Source organism: Streptomyces sp. P13-3-3 (genome assembly GCF_050571355.1).
GTDB classification, from domain to species: Bacteria; Actinomycetota; Actinomycetes; order Streptomycetales; family Streptomycetaceae; genus Streptomyces; species Streptomyces althioticus.
Genome location: NZ_CP192229.1, coordinates 220,830 through 239,392 on the forward strand (window position 1 = coordinate 220,830; position 18,563 = coordinate 239,392).

The following is an 18,563-nucleotide window of genomic DNA, read 5'->3' on the forward strand; positions in this document are numbered from 1 at the left end:
CCCCCGACGTGGAAGGACACCACGATGTCCGTCGACACGCACCAGGCCTCCGACCCGCTCGGTGACGACGAGCTGAGGACGCTGGACGCGCACTGGCGCGCCGCGAACTACCTGGCCGTCGGCCAGATCTACCTCATGGCGAACCCCCTGCTCACCGAGCCGCTGCGTCCGGAGCACGTGAAGCCCCGGCTGCTCGGCCACTGGGGCACCTCGCCCGGTCTGAACCTCGTCTACACCCACCTCAACCGGGTGATCCAGGCCCGCGACCTGGACGCCCTCTGCGTGTGGGGGCCCGGGCACGGAGGGCCGGCCGTGGTCGCCGGGTCCTGGCTGGAGGGGTCGTACACCGAGACGTATCCCGACATCACGCGCGACGCGGCGGGGATGGGGCGGCTGTTCAAGCAGTTCTCGTTCCCCGGCGGCGTCCCCAGCCACGTCGCCCCCGAGACCCCCGGCTCCATCCACGAGGGCGGCGAGCTCGGCTACTCCCTGTCGCACGCGTACGGCGCTGCCCTCGACCACCCGGACCTGGTGGTGGCCTGCGTGGTCGGCGACGGCGAGGCGGAGACCGGACCGCTGGCGACCTCCTGGCACTCCAACAAGTTCCTCGACCCCGTCCACGACGGCGCCGTCCTGCCGATCCTCCACCTCAACGGCTACAAGATCGCCAACCCGACCGTGCTGGCCCGCATCCCCGACGACGAACTGGACGCGCTGCTCAGGGGCTACGGCCACGACCCGCTGCACGTGATCGGCGACGACCCGGCCTCCGTGCACCAGTCGATGGCGCGCGCCATGGACGCCGCCCTCGACCGCATCGCCGCCATCCGGCGGGCCGCCCGCGAGGACGGCGCGACCGAACGCCCCCGCTGGCCGATGATCGTGCTGCGCACCCCGAAGGGCTGGACGGGGCCCGCCGAGGTCGACGGGCTGCCCGTGGAGAACACCTGGCGTGCCCACCAGGTGCCGCTGCCCGGAGTCCGCGACAACCCCGACCACTTGCGGCAGCTGGAGGCGTGGCTGCGGTCGTACCGGCCCGAGGAACTGTTCGACGAGGACGGCCGCCCCCGCGCCGACGTCCTGGCCTGCGTCCCCGCCGGCGCCCGCCGCCTCGGCTCCACCCCGTACGCCAACGGCGGGCTGATGCTGCGCGAGCTGCCGATGCCGCCGCTGGAGCGGCACGCCGTGACCGTCGACAAGCCGGGCGCGACGATGCACGAGCCGACCCGTGTCCTCGGCGACCTCCTCCAGGACGTCATGCGGGCCACCGCGGACCGCCGCGACTTCCGGCTGGTCGGCCCCGACGAGACCGCCTCCAACCGCCTCCAGGCCGTGTACGAGGCGAGCGGCAAGGCGTGGCAGGCCCGCACGTACGACGTGGACGAGGATCTCGACCGGCACGGCCGGGTGATGGAGATCCTCTCCGAACACACCTGCCAGGGCTGGCTGGAGGGCTACCTCCTCACCGGCCGGCACGGCCTGTTCTCCTGCTACGAGGCGTTCGTGCACATCGTCGACTCGATGGTCAACCAGCACATCAAGTGGCTGCGCGTCACCCGCCGCCTGCCCTGGCGCGCCCCCATCGCCTCACTGAACTACCTGCTGACCTCGCACGTCTGGCGCCAGGACCACAACGGCTTCTCCCACCAGGACCCCGGCTTCGTCGACCACATCCTCAACAAGAGCCAGGAAGCCGTACGCGTCTACCTGCCGCCGGACGCCAACACCCTGCTGTCGGTGGCCGACCACTGCCTGCGCAGCCGCGACTACGTCAACGTGATCGTGGCCGGCAAGCAGCCCTGCTTCGACTGGCTGTCCATGGAGGACGCGCGGACGCACTGCGCGCGCGGCGCCGGCATCTGGGACTGGGCGGGCACCGAGACCGGCGACCGCGAACCCGACGTGGTGCTGGCCTGCGCGGGCGACGTCCCCACCCAGGAGGTCATGGCGGCCGCGCAGCTGCTGCGCCGGCACCTGCCGGAGCTGGCCGTGCGGGTCGTCAACGTCGTCGACATCGCCCGACTGCTGCCCCGCGCGGAGCACCCGCACGGCATGTCCGACTTCGAGTACGACGGCCTGTTCACCGCGGACAAGCCGGTGATCTTCGCGTACCACGGCTACCCGTGGCTGATCCACCGGCTCGCCTACAGCCGCACCGGGCACCACCACCTGCACGTGCGCGGCTACAAGGAGATCGGCACCACGACCACGCCGTTCGACATGGTGGTCCGCAACGACCTCGACCGCTACCGGCTGGTGATGGACGTCATCGACCGCGTCCCGGGCCTCGCGGTACGGGCCGCCGCGGTACGGCAGCGGATGGAGGACGTCCGCCTGCGCCACCACGACTGGATCCGCGAGCACGGCACCGACCTGCCCGAGGTCGCCGACTGGACCTGGGACGGCTGACCCGGCATCCCCGCGTCGAAGGTCACACACGAGCGGGATGTTTTGCGGGTCCTTTACAGTTGGCGTGGAAGCAGGCCATCCTGTTTCCACACATCTTCGTACTGTTCGAAAAGGAGCGACGGTCCCCCGATGGGTGATCCTCCCAGTAGTAGCCGTGCCACCACCCGCAGTCCGCGTCACGCGGCCGGTCAGGGAGCGGGGGTGGCACGGTGACCGAGATCCTGCTGCTCCTGCTCGCCCTGCTGCTGACGCTGGCCTGCGCGGTGTTCGTCGCGGCCGAGTTCTCCCTCACCACCGTCGAGCGCGCCGAACTCGAGCGCGCAGCGGACGCGGGTGAGCGCGGCGCGGCCGGTGCGCTGGCCGCCGTACGCCGCCTGACGGTCCAGCTGTCAGGCGCCCAGCTCGGCATCACGGTCACCTCCCTGGTGATCGGCATGCTCGCCGAGCCGTCCCTCGCCGCGCTGCTGCGCGGCCCGCTGCGGGCGGCCGGCCTCGGCTCCGCCGCCCCGACCGTGGCGACCCTGCTCGGTGTGGCCCTGTCCACGGTGGTGCTGATGGTGATCGGCGAGCTGGTCCCGAAGAACTGGGCCATCTCGCGCCCCGCGGCGGTCGCCAAGGTCGTCGCCGGACCGCAGCGCGCCTTCACGGCCGCGTTCGGCCCGTTCATCACCCACCTCAACGGCACCGCGAACCGCTTCGTGCGCCGCTTCGGCCTGGAGCCCGCGGAGGAGCTGGCGTCCGCCCGCACCGCCGAGGAGCTGAGCGCGCTCGCCCGGCACTCCGCCGCCGAGGGCGCCCTGGAGGCCGACTCCGCGGAGCTGTTCGTCCGCACGCTGCACCTGAGCGAGCTGACCGCCGAGAACGTGATGACCCCGCGCGTCGACGTCCGCGCCCTGGAGGTGCACGCCACCGCCGCCGACGCCGCCGCGCTCAGCCACGCCACCGGCCTGTCCCGCTTCCCGGTGTACCGCGACAGCCTCGACGAGGTCGTCGGCACCGTCCACATCCGGGACGTGCTCGCCCTGGAGCCGGAGCGGCGCGCCGCCACGTCCGTCACCGAGCTGACCACGCCTCCCCTGCTGGTCCCCGACAGCCTCCCCGCCGACCGGCTGCTGGAGCGCATGCGCGCCCACCGCGCCATGGCCGTCGTCATCGACGAGTACGGCGGCACGGCCGGCGTCGCCACCGTGGAGGACATCGTCGAGGAGGTCGTCGGCGAGGTCCGCGACGAGCACGACCCCGTCGAGGTGCCCGAGCTGGCGCCCGCACCGGCCACCGCCGACGGCCGCGCGGTCTGGGACGCCGACGGCGGCCTCCGGCTCGACCGGCTCACCCGCCTCGGCCTCACCGCCCCGGACGGCCCGTACGAGACGGTCGCCGGACTGATCGCCACCCGCCTCGCCCGGATCCCCGTCGCGGGTGACTCCGTGGACGTGGACGGATGGCGGCTCGACGTGCTCGCGGTCGAGCACCACCGCGCCGACCGCATACGCGTCACCGCCCCGGCCCCCGTGCGGGCCGAGGTCCTGGAGGAAGCCCGATGACCGTCCTGCAGCTCGCCATCGGCGTCCTCACCCTGCTCACCAACGCGTTCTTCGTGGGCGCCGAGTTCGCCCTGATCTCGGTGCGCCGCAGCCAGATCGAGCCGCGCGCCCTCGCGGGCGAGAAGCGCGCGAAGATGACGCTCTGGGCGCTGGAGCACCTGTCCGCGATGATGGCCACCGCCCAGCTCGGCATCACGGTGTCGTCGCTGGTGCTCGGCGCGGTCGCCGAACCGGCCATCGCGCACCTGCTGGAGCCGCCGTTCGAGGCGGTGAACGTCCCGGACGCGCTGGTCCACCCGATCGCCTTCGTGATCGCCCTGACCCTCGCCACGTATCTGCACATGCTGATCGGCGAGATGGTGCCCAAGAACGTCGCGCTCGCCGCGCCCGTGCCCAGCGCGCTGCTGCTGGGCCCGCCGCTGGTGTGGCTGACCCGGGCGCTGCGGCCCTTCGTGTTCGGCATCAACGCGTTCGCCAACGTCCTGCTGCGGCTGCTGCGGGTCGAGCCGAAGGACGAGGTGGAGTCGGTGTTCACCGACGACCAGCTCGCCCGGATGGTCGTCGACTCCAGTGAGGCCGGACTGCTCACCCCGGCGGACGGGGAGCGGCTGCGGGACGCGCTGGAGCTGGGCACCCGCCCGGTCGGCGAGATACTCGTCCCGGCCGGGAAGATGCACACCGTCGACCACACGGTCACCCCGGCGCGGCTGGAGCGGGTGGCCGCCGGGGCGGGCCTGTCCCGCTTCCCGGTCACCGGCCCCGACGGCGCGCTCCTGGGCTACCTGCACATCAAGGACACCCTCGGCGTGACCGAACGGGACCGCCCGTTCCCGCGCACGGCGCTGCACAAGGTCACCCGGGTCCGCATCGACACCCCGCTCGACGACACGCTCACCGCGCTCCGCGCGGAGGGCAGCCACCTCGCCGCGGCCGTCGGCGAGAACGGCAAGGTCATCGGCTTCGTGACGATGGAGGACGTCCTGACCGAACTGGTCGGCCCGGCGGCTCCGGCCCCGGCCTGACCCCGCCCGGCGACACCCCGCGGCCCCGGCCGGACACCTGTCCGGCCGGGGCCGCGGTCATGTGCGCGTGCGGTCATCCGTCCAGGCGCCGCCGCCGCTCGTTGTGCCAGGCGATCGCGCGGCGGATGTCGGGCTCGTCGAGGCCCGTACGGCAGGCCAGCTCCGTCATCGTGAGGACCGGGCGGCCGGACGCCAGCACACGGCCGATCTTGCCCGCCCACAGCTCCTCCTGGACGAAGGGCCGCTCCCGGTAGGCGGCGCGGACCGTCTCGAGGTGGGGCTCGCAGCACGCGGTGACGCGGCGCAGACCGTCGTGCAGCGGGTCGTCGGGGAGCACGGCCGAGGAGTCGGCCACATGCCCGCACACCGCCTCGTCGGCAGGGAACGTTCTCCCGCACAGATCGCACAACTCCGGTGCGGCGGGGGCGGATCGACGGACGTGCTTCCTGCGTTTCCACATGGAAAGCTCCCGGTGGCCGGCTGTGCTCAGCGTACTGCGCGGGGCCGCCACCCACCCGGTGGCCTACGGCACGCCCAGCTCGAACAGGACGTACCCCGCGTACGACCCCGACGCCACCGCCGCCGTGCCCAGCACCGCGGCCAGCACGGGCCCGCTCAGCCGCCGCATGGCCAGGGCGAGCGGCACGAACAGCGGGAACAGCGGCAGCAGATAGCGCGAGACGTTGCCGAAGTACTGCTGCGTGCCCATCACCGTCAGGTACGACAGCACCGTGTACACGACCAGCACGGACGGCGGACGCAGCCGCACCAGCAGCACGGTCAGCACCGGCACCAGCAGCACCACCCCGACGCCGATGACGTCCTCCATCGGCATGGCGAACAGGTAGTCGAAGTGACCCACCGGCACGGAGGTCAGCACGTCGAGGCTGTGCCGGCCCCAGTCGAAGGTGTGCCCCCAGGCGCCCTCCTGGAGCTTGGTGTAGCCGCCCCAGTCGCCCATCCGGTACCCCACCCAGGCCAGGTAGCCGGCCACGCCGAGCGGGGCGATCACCACGGCGGCCAGCGGCTGACGCCAGTCCTCCCGCCGCCGGACCACCGCGACCAGCCCCGCGACGGCCAGCGCCGCGACCAGGGCGACCGCCGTCGGCCGGGTCAGCCCGGCGGCGAGGACCAGCACCCCGGCGGCCGCCCAGCGGCGGGTCACCACGGCCCAGCACGCCCAGGCGGCCAGCGCCGTGTACAGCGACTCGGAGTACACCGCCCACTCCGTGCCCGACCCCGGCCACACCGCCCACAGGCCGACGGCGACCAGCCCGGCCCGGCGCCCGCCGAGCCGGGCGGTCACGGCGTGGACGCCGAGCGCGGCGACGAACGAGCACACCACGGACACGGCCATCCCCGCGCCGTACGGGCCGAGTCCGGTGACCTCCGAGACCAGCCGCATCAGCGCCGGGTACAGCGGGAAGAACGCCGCCGAGTTGCCCTCCAGCGTGATCATCCCGGTCGCGCCGGGGACCGGCTCCAGGGCGGGGTCGTAGCCGTGCAGGGCGATCTGCTGGTACCACCAGCCGTCCCAGCTCCCCAGCACGTCCCACGGGTGCGCCCCGCCGCCGAACCGGGGGTGCTTCTCCCGGAAGTCGCCGGCCGAGTCCAGCAACAGCATGAAGACGGTGAAGCCCGCCAGCTTGAGCACGCCGTACACGGCGAGGACGGGCCCGACGCGGGCGGCGAGACGGCGCAGCCGGTCGTGCGGGCGGCTTGGCGCGGGTCCGGAAGGCGCGGGGGAGGGGGCCGCCGCCGGTCCGGGGTGGGTCGTCGTGGCGCTCATGAGGTGGCCCCTGTTGTGCGGCGGGAGCGGCGGCCGGGGAGGACCCAGGCGCGCAGCAGGTGGAAGCGGAGCAGGGCGGCGGCGAGGTTCGCGGCGGCCAGCACCGGCAGTTCCGCGCCCGGGCCGGCGCCGGGGACGGCGTGGTGGAGGACGGCCAGCGCGGCGCCCGTGACGGCGAGACCGGCCAGCAGGGCCACCAGCCCGCCGAGGTGGTGGGCGGGCAGCCCCGCGCGTCCGCGCACGCCGAAGGTGAAGCGCCGGTTGGCCGCGGTGTTGAGGACGGTGCACAGGAGCAGGGCGAGCGCGTTGCCCGCCTGGGCGCCGGCGGTCGGCCGCAGCAGGACGTACAGGCCCAGGTGCAGCAGTGTGCTTGCGGCGCCCACGGCGGCGAAGCGGAGCAACTGCGCGAGCCGGCCGGGCGGGGTGACCGCGGCGGAGCCGGCCGCCGTCCCGGCGCTGCCCAGCGCCGCCAGCGGCAGCCGCCCGCCCGCCAGCGCCCGCCCCAGCCGGGCCATGCCGCGCAGATCGGCGAGCGCCGTGGGGAGCAGGTCCACCCGGCTGTCGGGGTCGTCCACCCAGTCCACCGGCACCTCGTGGATGCGCAGCCCGGCCCGCTCGGCGATCACCAGCAGCTCCGTGTCGAAGAACCACTCGCGGTCCTCCACCAGCGGCAACAGCCGCTCGGCGACCTCGCGACGGACCGCCTTGAACCCGCACTGCGCGTCGGTGAACCCGACGGAGAGCGTGCCGCGCAGCAGCCCGTTGTAGCAGCGGGAGATGATCTCCCGCTTCGGCCCGCGCACCACCCGGGAGCCCCGGGCGAGACGGGTGCCGATCGCGAGGTCCGAGTGGCCGGAGATCAGCGGGGCGACCAGCGGCAGCAGCGCCGCCAGGTCGGTGGACAGATCCACGTCGAGATACGCCAGCACGGGGGCGGGGGAGCGGGACCAGACGGTGTGCAGGGCGCGTCCGCGTCCCTTCTCCTCCAGCCGCACCCATCGGGTCCCCGGGAGCTCACCGGCCAGACGGGCGGCGATCCACGGGGTCCGGTCGGTGCTGGCGTTGTCGGCGACCGTGATCCGGAACGGGTACGGGAAGGTCTCCGCGAGGTGCGCGTGGAGCCGCCGGACGCACGGTTCGAGGTCGTGCTCCTCGTTGTGCACGGGCACGACCACCTCCAGGACGGGCTCGGGGCGGGGGAGCCCGGGATCGAGGGGCGGTGCGGGCCGCCGGGCGGTTCTCATGAGGCGGGTCCCTTTCCGGCGTACGCCTGGGGTCGAAGGGGGAAACGGGGTCGGCCGAGATTGGTATGGGCATGCCAAGCACGCCCGCCGGGTGGTCCGAGGTGCGGGAAGCGAAGGGAAGCGGAGGCGGGCCCACGGCCGCCTCCGGGACGTCACCCGGTCGGCGGCGGGTAGGTCGGTGTGCCGTTCACGTCGGGTGCCGACGTCCCGGACTCCGTCGTCTCCGGGGACACGGACCCCGAGGCCGTCGAACTGGGGTCCGTCATGGGCGGAACGGTCGTCGTGGAGCCGCCCGGCGTGCCGGACTCCGTGCTCCGGGTCGGCGGCGCCGACGTGCTCGGCTCCGCCGTGCCGGACGCCGTCCCCGTGGGTCCGCCCGAGCGCGGGGGAGCGGTCGACCCGGTCGCGGGCAGCGGCAGGTCGGCCGGCGCGGGCCCGGACCCGAGGTGCGGCAGGAACGCCAGGCCGACACTCAGCCCGGCCACGGCGAGCGCGGAACCGCCCGCCCGCACCAGCACCCGCGTCCGCCGGCGGGCCCGGATGCCGTCGTACAGGCGCGCGCGGCGCCCCGGGTCGAAGGGGGTGTGCGCCCGGCCCTCGCGCATCATGCGTGTCAGCTCACGCTCGAAGTCGTCCATCGCTGCTCCCCTCACTTCACGGGCCGGGCGGAGTCGGACAGGATCTCCCGCAGCCGCGCCACACCGCGGGACGCGTGGGAGCGGGCCGTGCCCACGGGACAGCCGAGGGCCTGCGCCACCTGGCCCTCGGGCAGGTCCTCGTAGTACCGCAGCACCACGGCGGCACGTTGACGGGGCGTCAGCAGGGCCAGCGCCGCCTCCAGGCGCGAGCGCTCGGCGACGGCCGCGGACACGTCGCCCGGTCCCGGCCGGTCGGGGAGTTCGCCCACCGGGCGTTCACCCCACCACCGCCGGCGGGCCGAGCGGGCGGCCAGCCGCACCAGCACCTGACGGACGTACGCCTCCGGCGCCTGCTCGCAGACCTTCGGCCAGGCGAACCACAGCTTCACCAGGGACTCCTGCACCAGGTCCTCCGCGCGCTGGCGGTCGCCGCCGGTGAGCAGACGCGCGACATGCAGCAGCGCCGACCAGCGGGCGGCCACGAACTCGTCGAAGCCGTCGGCCCGAAACCGCTGCATCCCTTACCGCCCCGTGTCCGTACAAGCCCTTGCACCTGGAAGAAGACACTGGGGAGGGAGAAACGATGCAGCAGAGTGCTGTGACCCGCCTCACGTCCGGAAACACGTGTGACAGCGCCCGGAGGCACTGTCAGGCTGATCCGATGCGCACACCCAGAAGAGCAGCACGCGTCGCGGTGCTGGACCCCACGGGATCCGTCTTCCTGTTCCGCTACGACAACCCCGAGGTCGGCGTGCACTGGGCGATGCCCGGCGGCGGCATGGAGCCGGGCGAGTCACCCCTGGAGGCGGCCGAGCGGGAGGTGCGGGAGGAGACCGGATGGAGCGACCTCGTGATCGAGGACGGCGTGCTGTGTCTCTGGGAGCACGACTTCACCCGGGCCGGGGTGCCCGTCCGCCAGCACGAGCACATCTACCTCGCGTACGCCCCGCGCCGGGAGCCGGCCGGGGATCTCACGGCCGCGCACGCGGAGGACAGGATCGAGCGGTGGCGCTGGTGGTCGCCGGCCGAACTCGCGGCCGGACACGAGCCGCTGTGGCCGCCGCAGCTGCCGGAACTGCTGGCCGGGGTGCGGAGGTCGGGCGCCCCGGCCGCTCCGGTCGACCTCGGCTACGTGCCGAACGGGCCGGTCGTCCGGGGCTGAACGCCTTGGGCGGGTCGCCTCGGTGGTACGACAGCCCTGGCGATACGAGAACGGCCCCGGCGTCCGCCGGGGCCGTTCTCGGGGGGTCAGTGGGCGCCGGGCCCGCCGCTGCCGAAGCCGCCGCTGCCACCCTCGTCCCAGCGGGGGCGGCCCTCGGCGGCGCCGGTGCGGGTGCCGGCGTTGCCGTGGCCCTTCAGCTCGTGCGGGGTCAGCCGCTCGTCGGTCCGGGGCATCGCCTCCGGCTCCCTGTGCTCCTGCACCTCGCGGACCGGGCCGCCCTCGGGCATCCGGGGCTGCTCGTCGGGCCGGGGCCGCCGGGAGTCGTTGTCGCGTACCTTGCGGCTGCCGAGCAGGAACATGCCGATCAGCAGGGCCAGGACCACGATCCCCGCCACCACCAGTCCGATGCCGAGGGCACCGCGTCCCGCCGCCAGGTCGGCCGTCTCCATAGCGTTCATCATGTCCTCGCGGGTACCCCGGGACCTCGCCCCGAACCAGCCCGCCCCCGACGGACCCGACCACGGGACACCGCGGAACCCTTGCGGCGACGGGCCGGACCGGGTTTGACGCCCCGCGCGGCGGCAACCCGCGCGGTGTGACGACGACATCGCAGGAGGAGCTGTTCCGGTTCCTGGAGGACCGGTTCGCCTGCGCCCAGGCCTGCACCGAGTGCGCCAGGGCCTGCGCGACCCGGGCCGGCCTCGTGGACCCCGACGGCGCCGAGAACCAGGAACTCGTACGACGCAGGGGCATCATGTGCGCGGAGGTCTGCGACGCGACCTGCCGGGTGCTGTCCGAGCAGAACCAGGCCGACGAGGCCACCATCCGGATGCAGGTCGAGTGGTGCCGACAGGTGTGCCTGGAGAGCGCCCACGTCTTCGACGGACACCTCGGCGCCGAACGCACGGCGGAGGCCTGCCGCGCCTGCGCCAGGGCCTGCACCGAATTCCTCGACACCCTCAACTGACCCGCCGCTCCACCCCGCCCCTGCCGCCCCCGGCCCCGTACAAACTCGGGCGAGTTGTCGCCATACTGGACGAGACAGGGGGAGGTCGGACGGACTACGACGGGGGCGGCGTAGGACATGGGGGACGACACACGGCTGATCGGCGGCCGGTACCGGCTGCTGGACCGCATCGGACGCGGCGGCATGGGGGAGGTCTGGCGGGCGCGCGACGAGTCGCTCGGCCGGCAGGTGGCGGTGAAGTGCCTCGACCCGCTCGGCCCGCAGCGCGACCCGTCGTTCGGGCGGGTGCTGCGCGAGAGGTTCCGCCGCGAGGCGCGGGTGGCGGCCTCGCTCCAGCACCGCGGGATCACCGTGGTGCACGACTTCGGCGAGTCGGACGGCGTGCTCTACCTGGTCATGGAGCTGCTCCAGGGCCGTGACCTCAGCCGGCTCCTCGAGGACAACAAGCACCATCCGCTGCCCGTCGGCGAGGTGCTGGAGGTTGCCGCGCAGGTGGCCGCCGCCCTCGCCTACACGCACGACCAGGGCGTCGTCCACCGCGACCTGAAGCCCGCCAACATCGTGCGGCTCGACGACGGCACGGTGAAGATCTGCGACTTCGGCATCGCCCGCCTCGGGCACGACATCGGCTTCACCTCCCGGCTCACCGGCACCGGCGTCGCCATGGGCACCCCGCACTACATGTCGCCGGAGCAGATCGCCGGGGAGGAGGTCGACCGGCGCAGCGACCTGTACTCCTTCGGATGCGTGCTCTACGAGATCGCCACCGGGGCACCGCCGTTCGACCTGGACGACGCCTGGGCGGTCCTCGTCGGCCACCGCGACACCCCGCCCCGGCCGCCGCGCCGCCACCGCGCGGAACTGCCCGAGCGGCTGGACCGCGTCATCCTCGACCTGCTGGCCAAGGACCCGGCCGACCGGCCGGGCAGCGCGCTCGAACTCGCCGCCCTCGTCGGCGAATTGCGCTCCGCGCCCGGTACGGCCGGACGCCCTGCGCTCCCCGGCCCCGCGGGCGGCCCTTCCGCCGGGCGTACGGCCGGTGCGGCGGAACGCCCCGAGCGGCTGCCGTCCTGGACGCGGGGTGTGAACGCCGTCCGCGCCGCCGGAGCCACGCCGCCCGACTCCGGAGGCGCCGCCCGGCCCAGCCCGTCGCCGACCGCGCTGACCGCCCTCTCCGAGCGCCACCACGCCGCCCTCCGCCTCGGCCGCCTCGGCCGCTGGGAGGAGGCGGGCGAACTGCACGGCGAGGTCGCCGCCGCACGCGAGCGCCTCCTCGGCCCGGACCACCGGGACACCCTCGCCAGCCGCTACGAGGTGGCGTTCACCCTCGGCCGCACCGGCCGGCCCGCCGACGCCCTGCGCGCCTACAAGGACGTCGCCGAGGCCCGGATCCGCGTCCTCGGGCCCGACCACCCCGACACCCTCGCCGCCCGCCAGGAGATGGGCTACGTCCTCGCCCAGCTCGGCCGTCCGGCGGACGCCCACCGCGTGTACCTGTCGGTGCTGGAGGCCCGCGAGCGGACCACGGGCCCCGACCACCCCGACACCCTGCGCTGCCGCCACAACCTCGCCTTCAACCTCAGCAGACTCGGCCGCCTCGAGGACGCCCACACCATGGCGTGCGAGGTGGCCGAGGCGCGCTCCCGGGTGCTCGGACCCGAGCACCCCGACACCCTCGTCACCCGCTGCGAGGTCGCCTACGTCCTCGGGCGCCTGGGCCGCTGGAAGGAAGCCCTGGAGACCTACCGCGACGTGGCCGTGATCCGCACCCGCGTCCTCGGCCCCGACCACGCGGACACCCTCGCCGCCCGGCACGAGGTGGGCGTCGGCCTCGGGCGCCTCGGCCGCGTCGGGCAGGCCCTCGACGTGTACCGCCGCCTGGTCGTCGACCGCACCCGGGTGCACGGCCCCCATCACCCCGAGACGCTGCGCGCCCGGCACGGAGCCGGCGTCGCCCTCGGCCGGCTGGGCCGGTGGACGGACGCCCTCGCCGAGTCCCGCGAGGTGGCCGCCCTGCGGGAACGGGTGCTGGGCGCCGAGCACCCCGACACCCTGGTCAGCCGCCGGGAGGTCGCCGTCGCGCTGGGCTGGCTGGGCGACTGGGCGCACGCGCTCACCGAGTACCGGCGGGTGGCCGACGCCCGGGAGCGCCTCCTCGGCGCGGACCACCCCGACACACTCACCGCCCGCGAGGACGAGGCGCACTGCCTGGAGCGTCTCGGCCACCTCAGGGAGGCGGCGGACCTGTACGGGCGGGTGGCGTCACCGCGGGGACACGGCCTGGCCGGAGGCGCGTAGTCCGGTTCGCCGCCGGTCCTGCCCTTCTCCCCCGTGGTCACCTCTGGCCGCGGCCGATCATCACGTGCTACGAAGAGGCATGACCGCAGCTCAGGAGTCCCGGACGTACGACATCGTCATCGTCGGCGGAGGCCACAACGGCCTCACCGCCGCCGCCTATCTCGCCCGTGCCGGGCGCTCCGTACTGGTGCTGGAGCGGCTGGACCACACCGGCGGCGCGGCGATCTCCACGCGCCCCTTCGCCGGCGTCGACGCGCGCCTGTCCCGGTACTCGTACCTGGTCAGCCTGCTGCCCCGGAAGATCCTCACCGACCTGGGGCTCGACCTCCGCCTCGGCACCCGCACCATCTCCTCCTACACGCCCACCGAGCGCGACGGCCGGCCCACCGGCCTCCTCGTCGGCGGCGGCGAGGAACGCACCCGCGAGGCGTTCGTCCGGCTCACCGGCTCCGACCGCGAGTACCGGGCCTGGCAGAGCTTCTACGACCTGACCGGCCGGGTCGCCCGACGCGTGTTCCCCACCCTCACCGAGCCGCTGCCCACCCGCGAGGAGCTGCGCCGCACGGTGGACGACGAGGAGGCCTGGCGGATCCTCTTCGAGGAGCCCCTGGGCGTCGCCGTCGAGGACCGTTTCTCCGACGACCTGGTGCGCGGCGTCGTCCTCACCGACGCCCTCATCGGCACCTTCGCCGACGCCCACGACCCGTCCCTGAAGCAGAACCGCTGCTTCCTGTACCACGTCATCGGCGGCGGCACCGGCGCCTGGGACGTCCCGGTCGGGGGCATGGGAGCGGTCACCGACGCGCTCGCCGACGCCGCCCGCGAGGCCGGCGCGGTCATCGCCACCGGTCACGAGGCCGTACGCGTCGAGACCGACGGCCGCACCGCCGAGGTCACCCACCGCACGGCCGACGGCGAGGGCGTCGTCACCGCGGGCCACGTCCTCGTCAACGCCTCCCCGGAGGAGCTGGCGCGGCTCACCGGCGACACGCCCCCGCCGCACGCCGAGGGGGCCCAGCTCAAGGTGAACATGCTGCTCAAGCGGCTGCCCCGGCTCCGTGACAGCTCCGTCGACCCGCGCGAGGCGTTCGCCGGCACCTTCCACATCGCCGAGGGCTACCAGCAGCTCGCCACCGCGCACGCCCAGGCCGACGCGGGCCGGCTGCCCGACGCGCCGCCCTCGGAGATCTACTGCCACTCGCTCACCGACCCGTCCATCCTCGGGCCCGAGCTCGCGGCCCAGGGCTACCAGACCCTCACCCTGTTCGGACTGCACACTCCCGCGCGGCTGTTCGAGCGGGACAACGACGCGGTGCGCGAGGAGTTGTTGAAGGCGACGATCGCCCAGCTGGACGCCCATCTGGCCGAGCCGATCGCCGACTGCCTCGCCACGGACGCCGACGGCCGCCCCTGCATCGAGGCCAAGTCGCCCCTGGACCTGGAACGCGACCTGGGGCTGCCCGGCGGCAACATCTTCCACCGCGACCTCTCCTGGCCCCACGCCCAGGACGGCACCGGCCGCTGGGGCGTGGAGACGCCCCACGCCAACGTGCTGCTCTGCGGCGCCGGAGCGGTACGCGGCGGCGGGGTCAGCGGGGTGCCGGGCCACAACGCGGCGATGGCGGTACTGGAGTCCACCCGGACCTGACGACCCGACCCGGCCGGGTGGCCGGCTCAGTCCTCCTCCCGGCTCCAGCCCTCCGCGCGGAGCCGTGTCGCGTCGGCCGGGCGGGATTCGTCGAAGAGACGGCGGTGACCCCTCTCGACCCGCAGCCCGTCGACGTAGGCGCCGCGCCCGACGTACAGCCGGTCCGTGGTGTACCGCCATCGCACGACCAGGCCGGGAGCGGCCGGCAGGTCGGCGGTCAGGTCGTGCCAGACGCGGCCCGACCAGCCGGTGGCCGTGCCCGTCGGATGCGGTTCGGCGGAGCCGCCCCGCCGCCGCGTCGTGAACGGCACCGGCTCCCAGGTCGTGCCGCCGTCCGCCGAGGACTCCAGCACCAGGACGTCGGCCTTCGGCTCGGTGTCCCACCACAGCGCGCAGCTCAGCCGGGCCGCGCCGGACGAGGTGTCCAGCGCCGGCAGCGCCAGGGTCGCCGTGGCCGCGCTCGCCATCCCCGAGAACCATGCCGTGCGCCCCCGGGCCGGGCGGACCGGCACCGCGCGGGCCAGCTGGTTGGCGGCGGCCACCCGGGGCGCCGAACCGGACCGCCAACCGCGCACCGGATGCACCGAGTTGCCGAGGACGACGAGGAACGAGTCGGTGGTCGGGTCGAGCACCAGCGCGGTACCGGTGAACCCGGTGTGCCCGGCCGTGCGCGGGGTGGCCATCGCACCCATGTACCAGTGCTGGTAGAGCTCGAAGCCCAGTCCGTGCTCGTCGCCGGGGAACGCGGTGTTGAAGTCGGTGAACATCAGCTCCACCGACTCCGGCCGCAGGATCCGCCTCCGCCCGCACACACCGCCGTCGAGCAGCGTCCGTGCGAGGACCGCCAGGTCCCACGCGTCGGAGAACACACCCGCGTGCCCCGCGACCCCGCCGAGGCTGTACGCGTTCTCGTCGTGCACCTCGCCCCATACGAGCCCCCGGTCCAGCCCGGACCACGGCTTGCGGGCGTCCTCGGTGGCCGCGATCTTCGGCTTCCAGGACGCCGGAGGGTTGTAGCGGGTGCGGCGCATGCCGAGCGGCTCGGTGATCTCCTCGCGGAGCAGCACGTCCAGCCGTCGCCCGGTGACATGCTCCAGCACCAGCTGGAGCGAGATCAGGTTCAGGTCGGAGTACAGGTACGCGGTGCCCGGAGGGCTCGCGGGCTCCTCGTCGTAGACGCGTTGCACCTTCTCCTCGTACGTCGGCGCCTCGTACAACGGGATCCACGCGGGGAAGCCGGACGTGTGCGTCAGCAGCTGGCGTATCGTCACGTCCTGCTTCCCGGCCCGGCCGAAGTCCGGGAGGTACGAGGCGACCGGCGCCTCCAGCTCGACGCGGCCCCGCTCGATCTGCTGCACGGCGAGGATCGACGTGAACAGCTTCGACACCGACGCCAGGTCGAAGACGGTGTCCTCGGCCATCGGGATCTGCTGGTCCGGCGGGAACTCGACGCCGGTGTCGGTCTCCTCGTCGTACGCCTGGTAGCGCACGGCCATGCCGATGGGCCTGTGCAGCGCCACGGTGCGTCCACGTCCGGCGAGCAGAACCGCCCCCGCGTACCAGGGGTGTTCGGGGGACGGCTGGAGGAACGCCTCGGCGTCGGTCACGAGTTGCTTCAGGGGACCGGGCAGCAGCCCGGCCTCCCGCGCCGACCCGTGCCGCAGCGCGGGACGGCCGCCCCCGAGGGACGGGGCGGCCGCGGCGGCCGGATCGGCGGGCAGCGACGCGAACGCCAGCCCGCCTCCCAGCGCCAGTGCCCCCAGCCCCACTTGACGCCTGCTCATCCCTCTCGCGTCCGCCATCCGTCCACCCTCCCGAGTCCGGTCCCCGAGCCCTTTGAAAGTAACTTCCGGGGATCATCGCGCCGGATGAAACTTTCCTGTCAGGGGTGCCGGATGTCAATGGCTGTGGACAGAGGCGCCCGAGGAGCGGGACCGGCGGGGAGGCTCAGCCGCGCCGCTCCCGAAGGTCCACGATGCGCCGGATCTTGCCCACCGACCGCTCCAGCGACTCGGGGTCGACGATCTCCGCCTCGACCGAGACGCCGATGCCGTCCTTCACCGCCTGCACGATCGACCGGGCCGCCGCCTCACGGGTCGCCGCGTCCGCGTCCGCGCGGGCCTCCGCGCGCACCGTCAGCGCGTCCATGCGGCCGCTCGTCGTCAGCCGCAGCTGGAAGTGCGGCGCCACGCCCGGGGTGCGCAGCACGATCTCCTCGATCTGTGTGGGGAAGAGGTTCACCCCGCGCAGGATCACCATGTCGTCGCTGCGCCCGGTCACCTTTTCCATGCGCCGGAACACCCGCGCCGTGCCCGGCAGCAGCCGCGTCAGGTCCCGCGTCCGGTAACGGACGATCGGCATGGCCTCCTTGGTGAGCGAGGTGAACACCAGCTCGCCCTGCTCGCCCTCCGGCAGCACCTCGCCGGTGATCGGGTCGACGACCTCCGGGAAGAAGTGGTCCTCCCAGACGTGCAGCCCGTCCTTGGTCTCCACGCACTCCTGGGCCACGCCCGGGCCTATCACCTCGGACAGCCCGTAGATGTCCACCGCGTCGATCGCGAACCGCTCCTCGATCTCCCGCCGCATGTCCTGGGTCCACGGCTCGGCGCCGAAGACGCCCACCCGCAGCGACGTGGAGCGCGGGTCGACGCCCTGCCGCTCGAACTCGTCGAGCAGGGTGAGCATGTAGGACGGGGTCACCATGATGACCGACGGCTTCAGGTCCTGGATCAGCGTGACCTGGCGCGACGTCATCCCGCCGGACGCGGGGATCACCGTGCAGCCGAGCCGCTCGGCGCCGTAGTGCGCGCCCAGCCCGCCCGTGAACAGGCCGTACCCGTAGGCGATGTGGGCGATGTCGCCGGGCCTGGCGCCCGCCGCGCGCAGCGACCGCGCGACCATGTCGGCCCACATGGACAGGTCGTTCTCCGTGTAGCCCACGACCGTGGGGCGTCCGGTGGTGCCGCTGGAGGCGTGCAGCCGGCGGATCCGCTCCCGAGGGACGGCGAACATCCCGTACGGGTAGTTCGCCCGCAGGTCCGCCTTGGTGGTGAAGGGGAAGCGGGACAGGTCGGACAGCGAACGGCAGTCGTCCGGGTGGACGCCGGCCTGGTCGAAGGACTCCCGGTAGAACGGCACGTTCTCGTACGCGTGTCGCAAGGAGTTCCGCAGCCGCTCCAGCTGGAGGGCCCGCAACCCGTCGAGGTCGAGCCGCTCCGCCGGGTCCAGCAGGTCCGCCGCCTGAGTCATCAGGACCTTCCCTTCACCATCCCATTCCGGACGACCGATCATTCGGTCGTTTGCGTCGGGCCCCAGTAACGCAGCCGACCACCCTCCGGTGCAAGAGCCGGGCCTGCACTTTCATGTGAAGGCGCGGTGCAAGGTGACGGCGCCTGCGCCCCGTCGGAGGCGCGGGGAACCGCGCGACCGGCCCCCACCGGCCCGCAGCCGTCAGCCGCACGCCTTCCCACATCCCCCTCCCGCGACCTGTCCGCGGGACACACCCCTCGCTAGGCTGGCCGCCGACGGCAACAGGGAGGAGCACGGACGTGGCCGAGAGCACCACCCAGCGGCGCCCGCTCACAGGCTGGGACAAGCCCGAGCTGGACCTCAGCAACGCACAGTGGCAGTCCGGCAGCAACGGTCTGGGCGACGTCCAGATCGCCTTCGTGGAGGGCTTCATCGCCATGCGCAACAGCGGCCGGCCGGAGAGCCCCTCCCTGATCTTCACCCCCGCGGAGTGGGGCGCCTTCGTGTCGGGCGCGCGGGAGGGCGACTTCGACCTGACCTGACCCGCCCGGCGACGTGTGCCGCGCGCTTTTCCGGACACGTGATCAGCAGAG

16 protein-coding genes are annotated in these 18,563 nt (G+C 73.8%); 8 read left to right on the forward strand and 8 right to left on the reverse strand.

Annotated elements, in window-relative coordinates; all coding sequences use genetic code 11:
• Window positions 1-24 precede the first annotated feature (24 nt).
• The 3 genes from ACQZOG_RS27370 (at window position 25) to ACQZOG_RS27380 (ending at window position 4,975) form a co-directional block, all read left to right on the forward strand.
• Complete coding sequence (locus ACQZOG_RS27370) at window positions 25-2,409, forward strand: phosphoketolase family protein (RefSeq protein ID WP_033276479.1); 2,385 nt, start codon at window positions 25-27, stop codon at window positions 2,407-2,409.
• Window positions 2,410-2,618: 209 nt separating this feature from the next.
• Window positions 2,619-3,953, forward strand: a complete 1,335-nt coding sequence (locus ACQZOG_RS27375) for a hemolysin family protein (protein ID WP_033276478.1) — start codon at window positions 2,619-2,621, stop codon at window positions 3,951-3,953.
• Window positions 3,950-4,975, forward strand: a complete 1,026-nt coding sequence (locus tag ACQZOG_RS27380; protein WP_033276477.1) for a hemolysin family protein — start codon at window positions 3,950-3,952, stop codon at window positions 4,973-4,975. Before ACQZOG_RS27375 ends, ACQZOG_RS27380 begins: the two co-directional genes overlap by 4 nt.
• A 73-nt stretch (window positions 4,976-5,048) precedes the next feature.
• On the opposite strand, the gene ACQZOG_RS27385 is transcribed toward ACQZOG_RS27380, so the two are convergent.
• The 5 genes from ACQZOG_RS27385 to ACQZOG_RS27405 form a co-directional block, all read right to left on the reverse strand.
• On the reverse strand, window positions 5,049-5,330 hold the full coding sequence (locus ACQZOG_RS27385) for a hypothetical protein (RefSeq protein ID WP_078492750.1): 282 nt from the start codon (window positions 5,328-5,330) through the stop codon (window positions 5,049-5,051).
• Window positions 5,331-5,498: 168 nt separating this feature from the next.
• A complete protein-coding gene (locus ACQZOG_RS27390; protein ID WP_387759258.1) occupies window positions 5,499-6,764 on the reverse strand; it encodes a hypothetical protein in 1,266 nt (421 codons plus the stop codon).
• Entirely contained in the window at window positions 6,761-8,008 is a 1,248-nt protein-coding gene (locus ACQZOG_RS27395; protein WP_359520570.1) for a glycosyltransferase, read from the reverse strand. Before ACQZOG_RS27395 ends, ACQZOG_RS27390 begins: the two co-directional genes overlap by 4 nt.
• Before the next feature lie 152 nt (window positions 8,009-8,160).
• Entirely contained in the window at window positions 8,161-8,646 is a 486-nt protein-coding gene (locus ACQZOG_RS27400) for a hypothetical protein (protein WP_033276473.1), read from the reverse strand.
• An 11-nt stretch (window positions 8,647-8,657) separates the two neighbouring features.
• Entirely contained in the window at window positions 8,658-9,164 is a 507-nt protein-coding gene (locus ACQZOG_RS27405) for a SigE family RNA polymerase sigma factor (protein ID WP_033276472.1), read from the reverse strand.
• 143 nt (window positions 9,165-9,307) lie between these two features.
• Here ACQZOG_RS27405 and ACQZOG_RS27410 point away from each other — a divergent pair, with 143 nt between their 5' ends.
• A complete protein-coding gene (locus ACQZOG_RS27410) occupies window positions 9,308-9,808 on the forward strand; it encodes an NUDIX domain-containing protein (RefSeq protein WP_033276471.1) in 501 nt (166 codons plus the stop codon).
• A gap of 86 nt (window positions 9,809-9,894) precedes the next feature.
• Here the strand turns inward: ACQZOG_RS27410 and ACQZOG_RS27415 are convergent, their stop codons facing one another.
• Window positions 9,895-10,257 (reverse strand): DUF6479 family protein, encoded by a 363-nt coding sequence (locus ACQZOG_RS27415; RefSeq protein ID WP_401454241.1) that lies wholly within the window; start codon window positions 10,255-10,257, stop codon window positions 9,895-9,897.
• A gap of 146 nt (window positions 10,258-10,403) precedes the next feature.
• Between ACQZOG_RS27415 and ACQZOG_RS27420 the strand changes: the two genes are divergently transcribed.
• From ACQZOG_RS27420 to ACQZOG_RS27430, 3 genes are all read left to right on the forward strand, one after another.
• Entirely contained in the window at window positions 10,404-10,775 is a 372-nt protein-coding gene (locus ACQZOG_RS27420; protein ID WP_430741915.1) for a ferredoxin, read from the forward strand.
• A 117-nt stretch (window positions 10,776-10,892) separates the two neighbouring features.
• Complete coding sequence (locus ACQZOG_RS27425) at window positions 10,893-13,073, forward strand: serine/threonine-protein kinase (RefSeq protein WP_033276468.1); 2,181 nt, start codon at window positions 10,893-10,895, stop codon at window positions 13,071-13,073.
• A 43-nt stretch (window positions 13,074-13,116) separates the two neighbouring features.
• Window positions 13,117-14,721, forward strand: coding sequence for a phytoene desaturase family protein (locus ACQZOG_RS27430; protein WP_430741930.1), 1,605 nt, complete (start codon window positions 13,117-13,119; stop codon window positions 14,719-14,721).
• A 26-nt stretch (window positions 14,722-14,747) separates the two neighbouring features.
• Here the strand turns inward: ACQZOG_RS27430 and ACQZOG_RS27435 are convergent, their stop codons facing one another.
• Window positions 14,748-16,523, reverse strand: a complete 1,776-nt coding sequence (locus ACQZOG_RS27435) for a serine hydrolase domain-containing protein (protein WP_351030298.1) — start codon at window positions 16,521-16,523, stop codon at window positions 14,748-14,750.
• Between the two features lie 145 nt (window positions 16,524-16,668).
• Window positions 16,669-17,970 carry a phenylacetate--CoA ligase PaaK gene (gene paaK, locus ACQZOG_RS27440; protein WP_058915532.1) on the reverse strand — a complete coding sequence of 434 codons (1,302 nt, stop codon included), beginning with the start codon at window positions 17,968-17,970 and terminating at the stop codon, window positions 16,669-16,671.
• Between the two features lie 299 nt (window positions 17,971-18,269).
• On the opposite strand from paaK, the gene ACQZOG_RS27445 reads away from it, so the two are divergent.
• Window positions 18,270-18,512, forward strand: coding sequence for a DUF397 domain-containing protein (locus ACQZOG_RS27445; protein WP_033276464.1), 243 nt, complete (start codon window positions 18,270-18,272; stop codon window positions 18,510-18,512).
• Window positions 18,513-18,563: the final 51 nt, after the last annotated feature.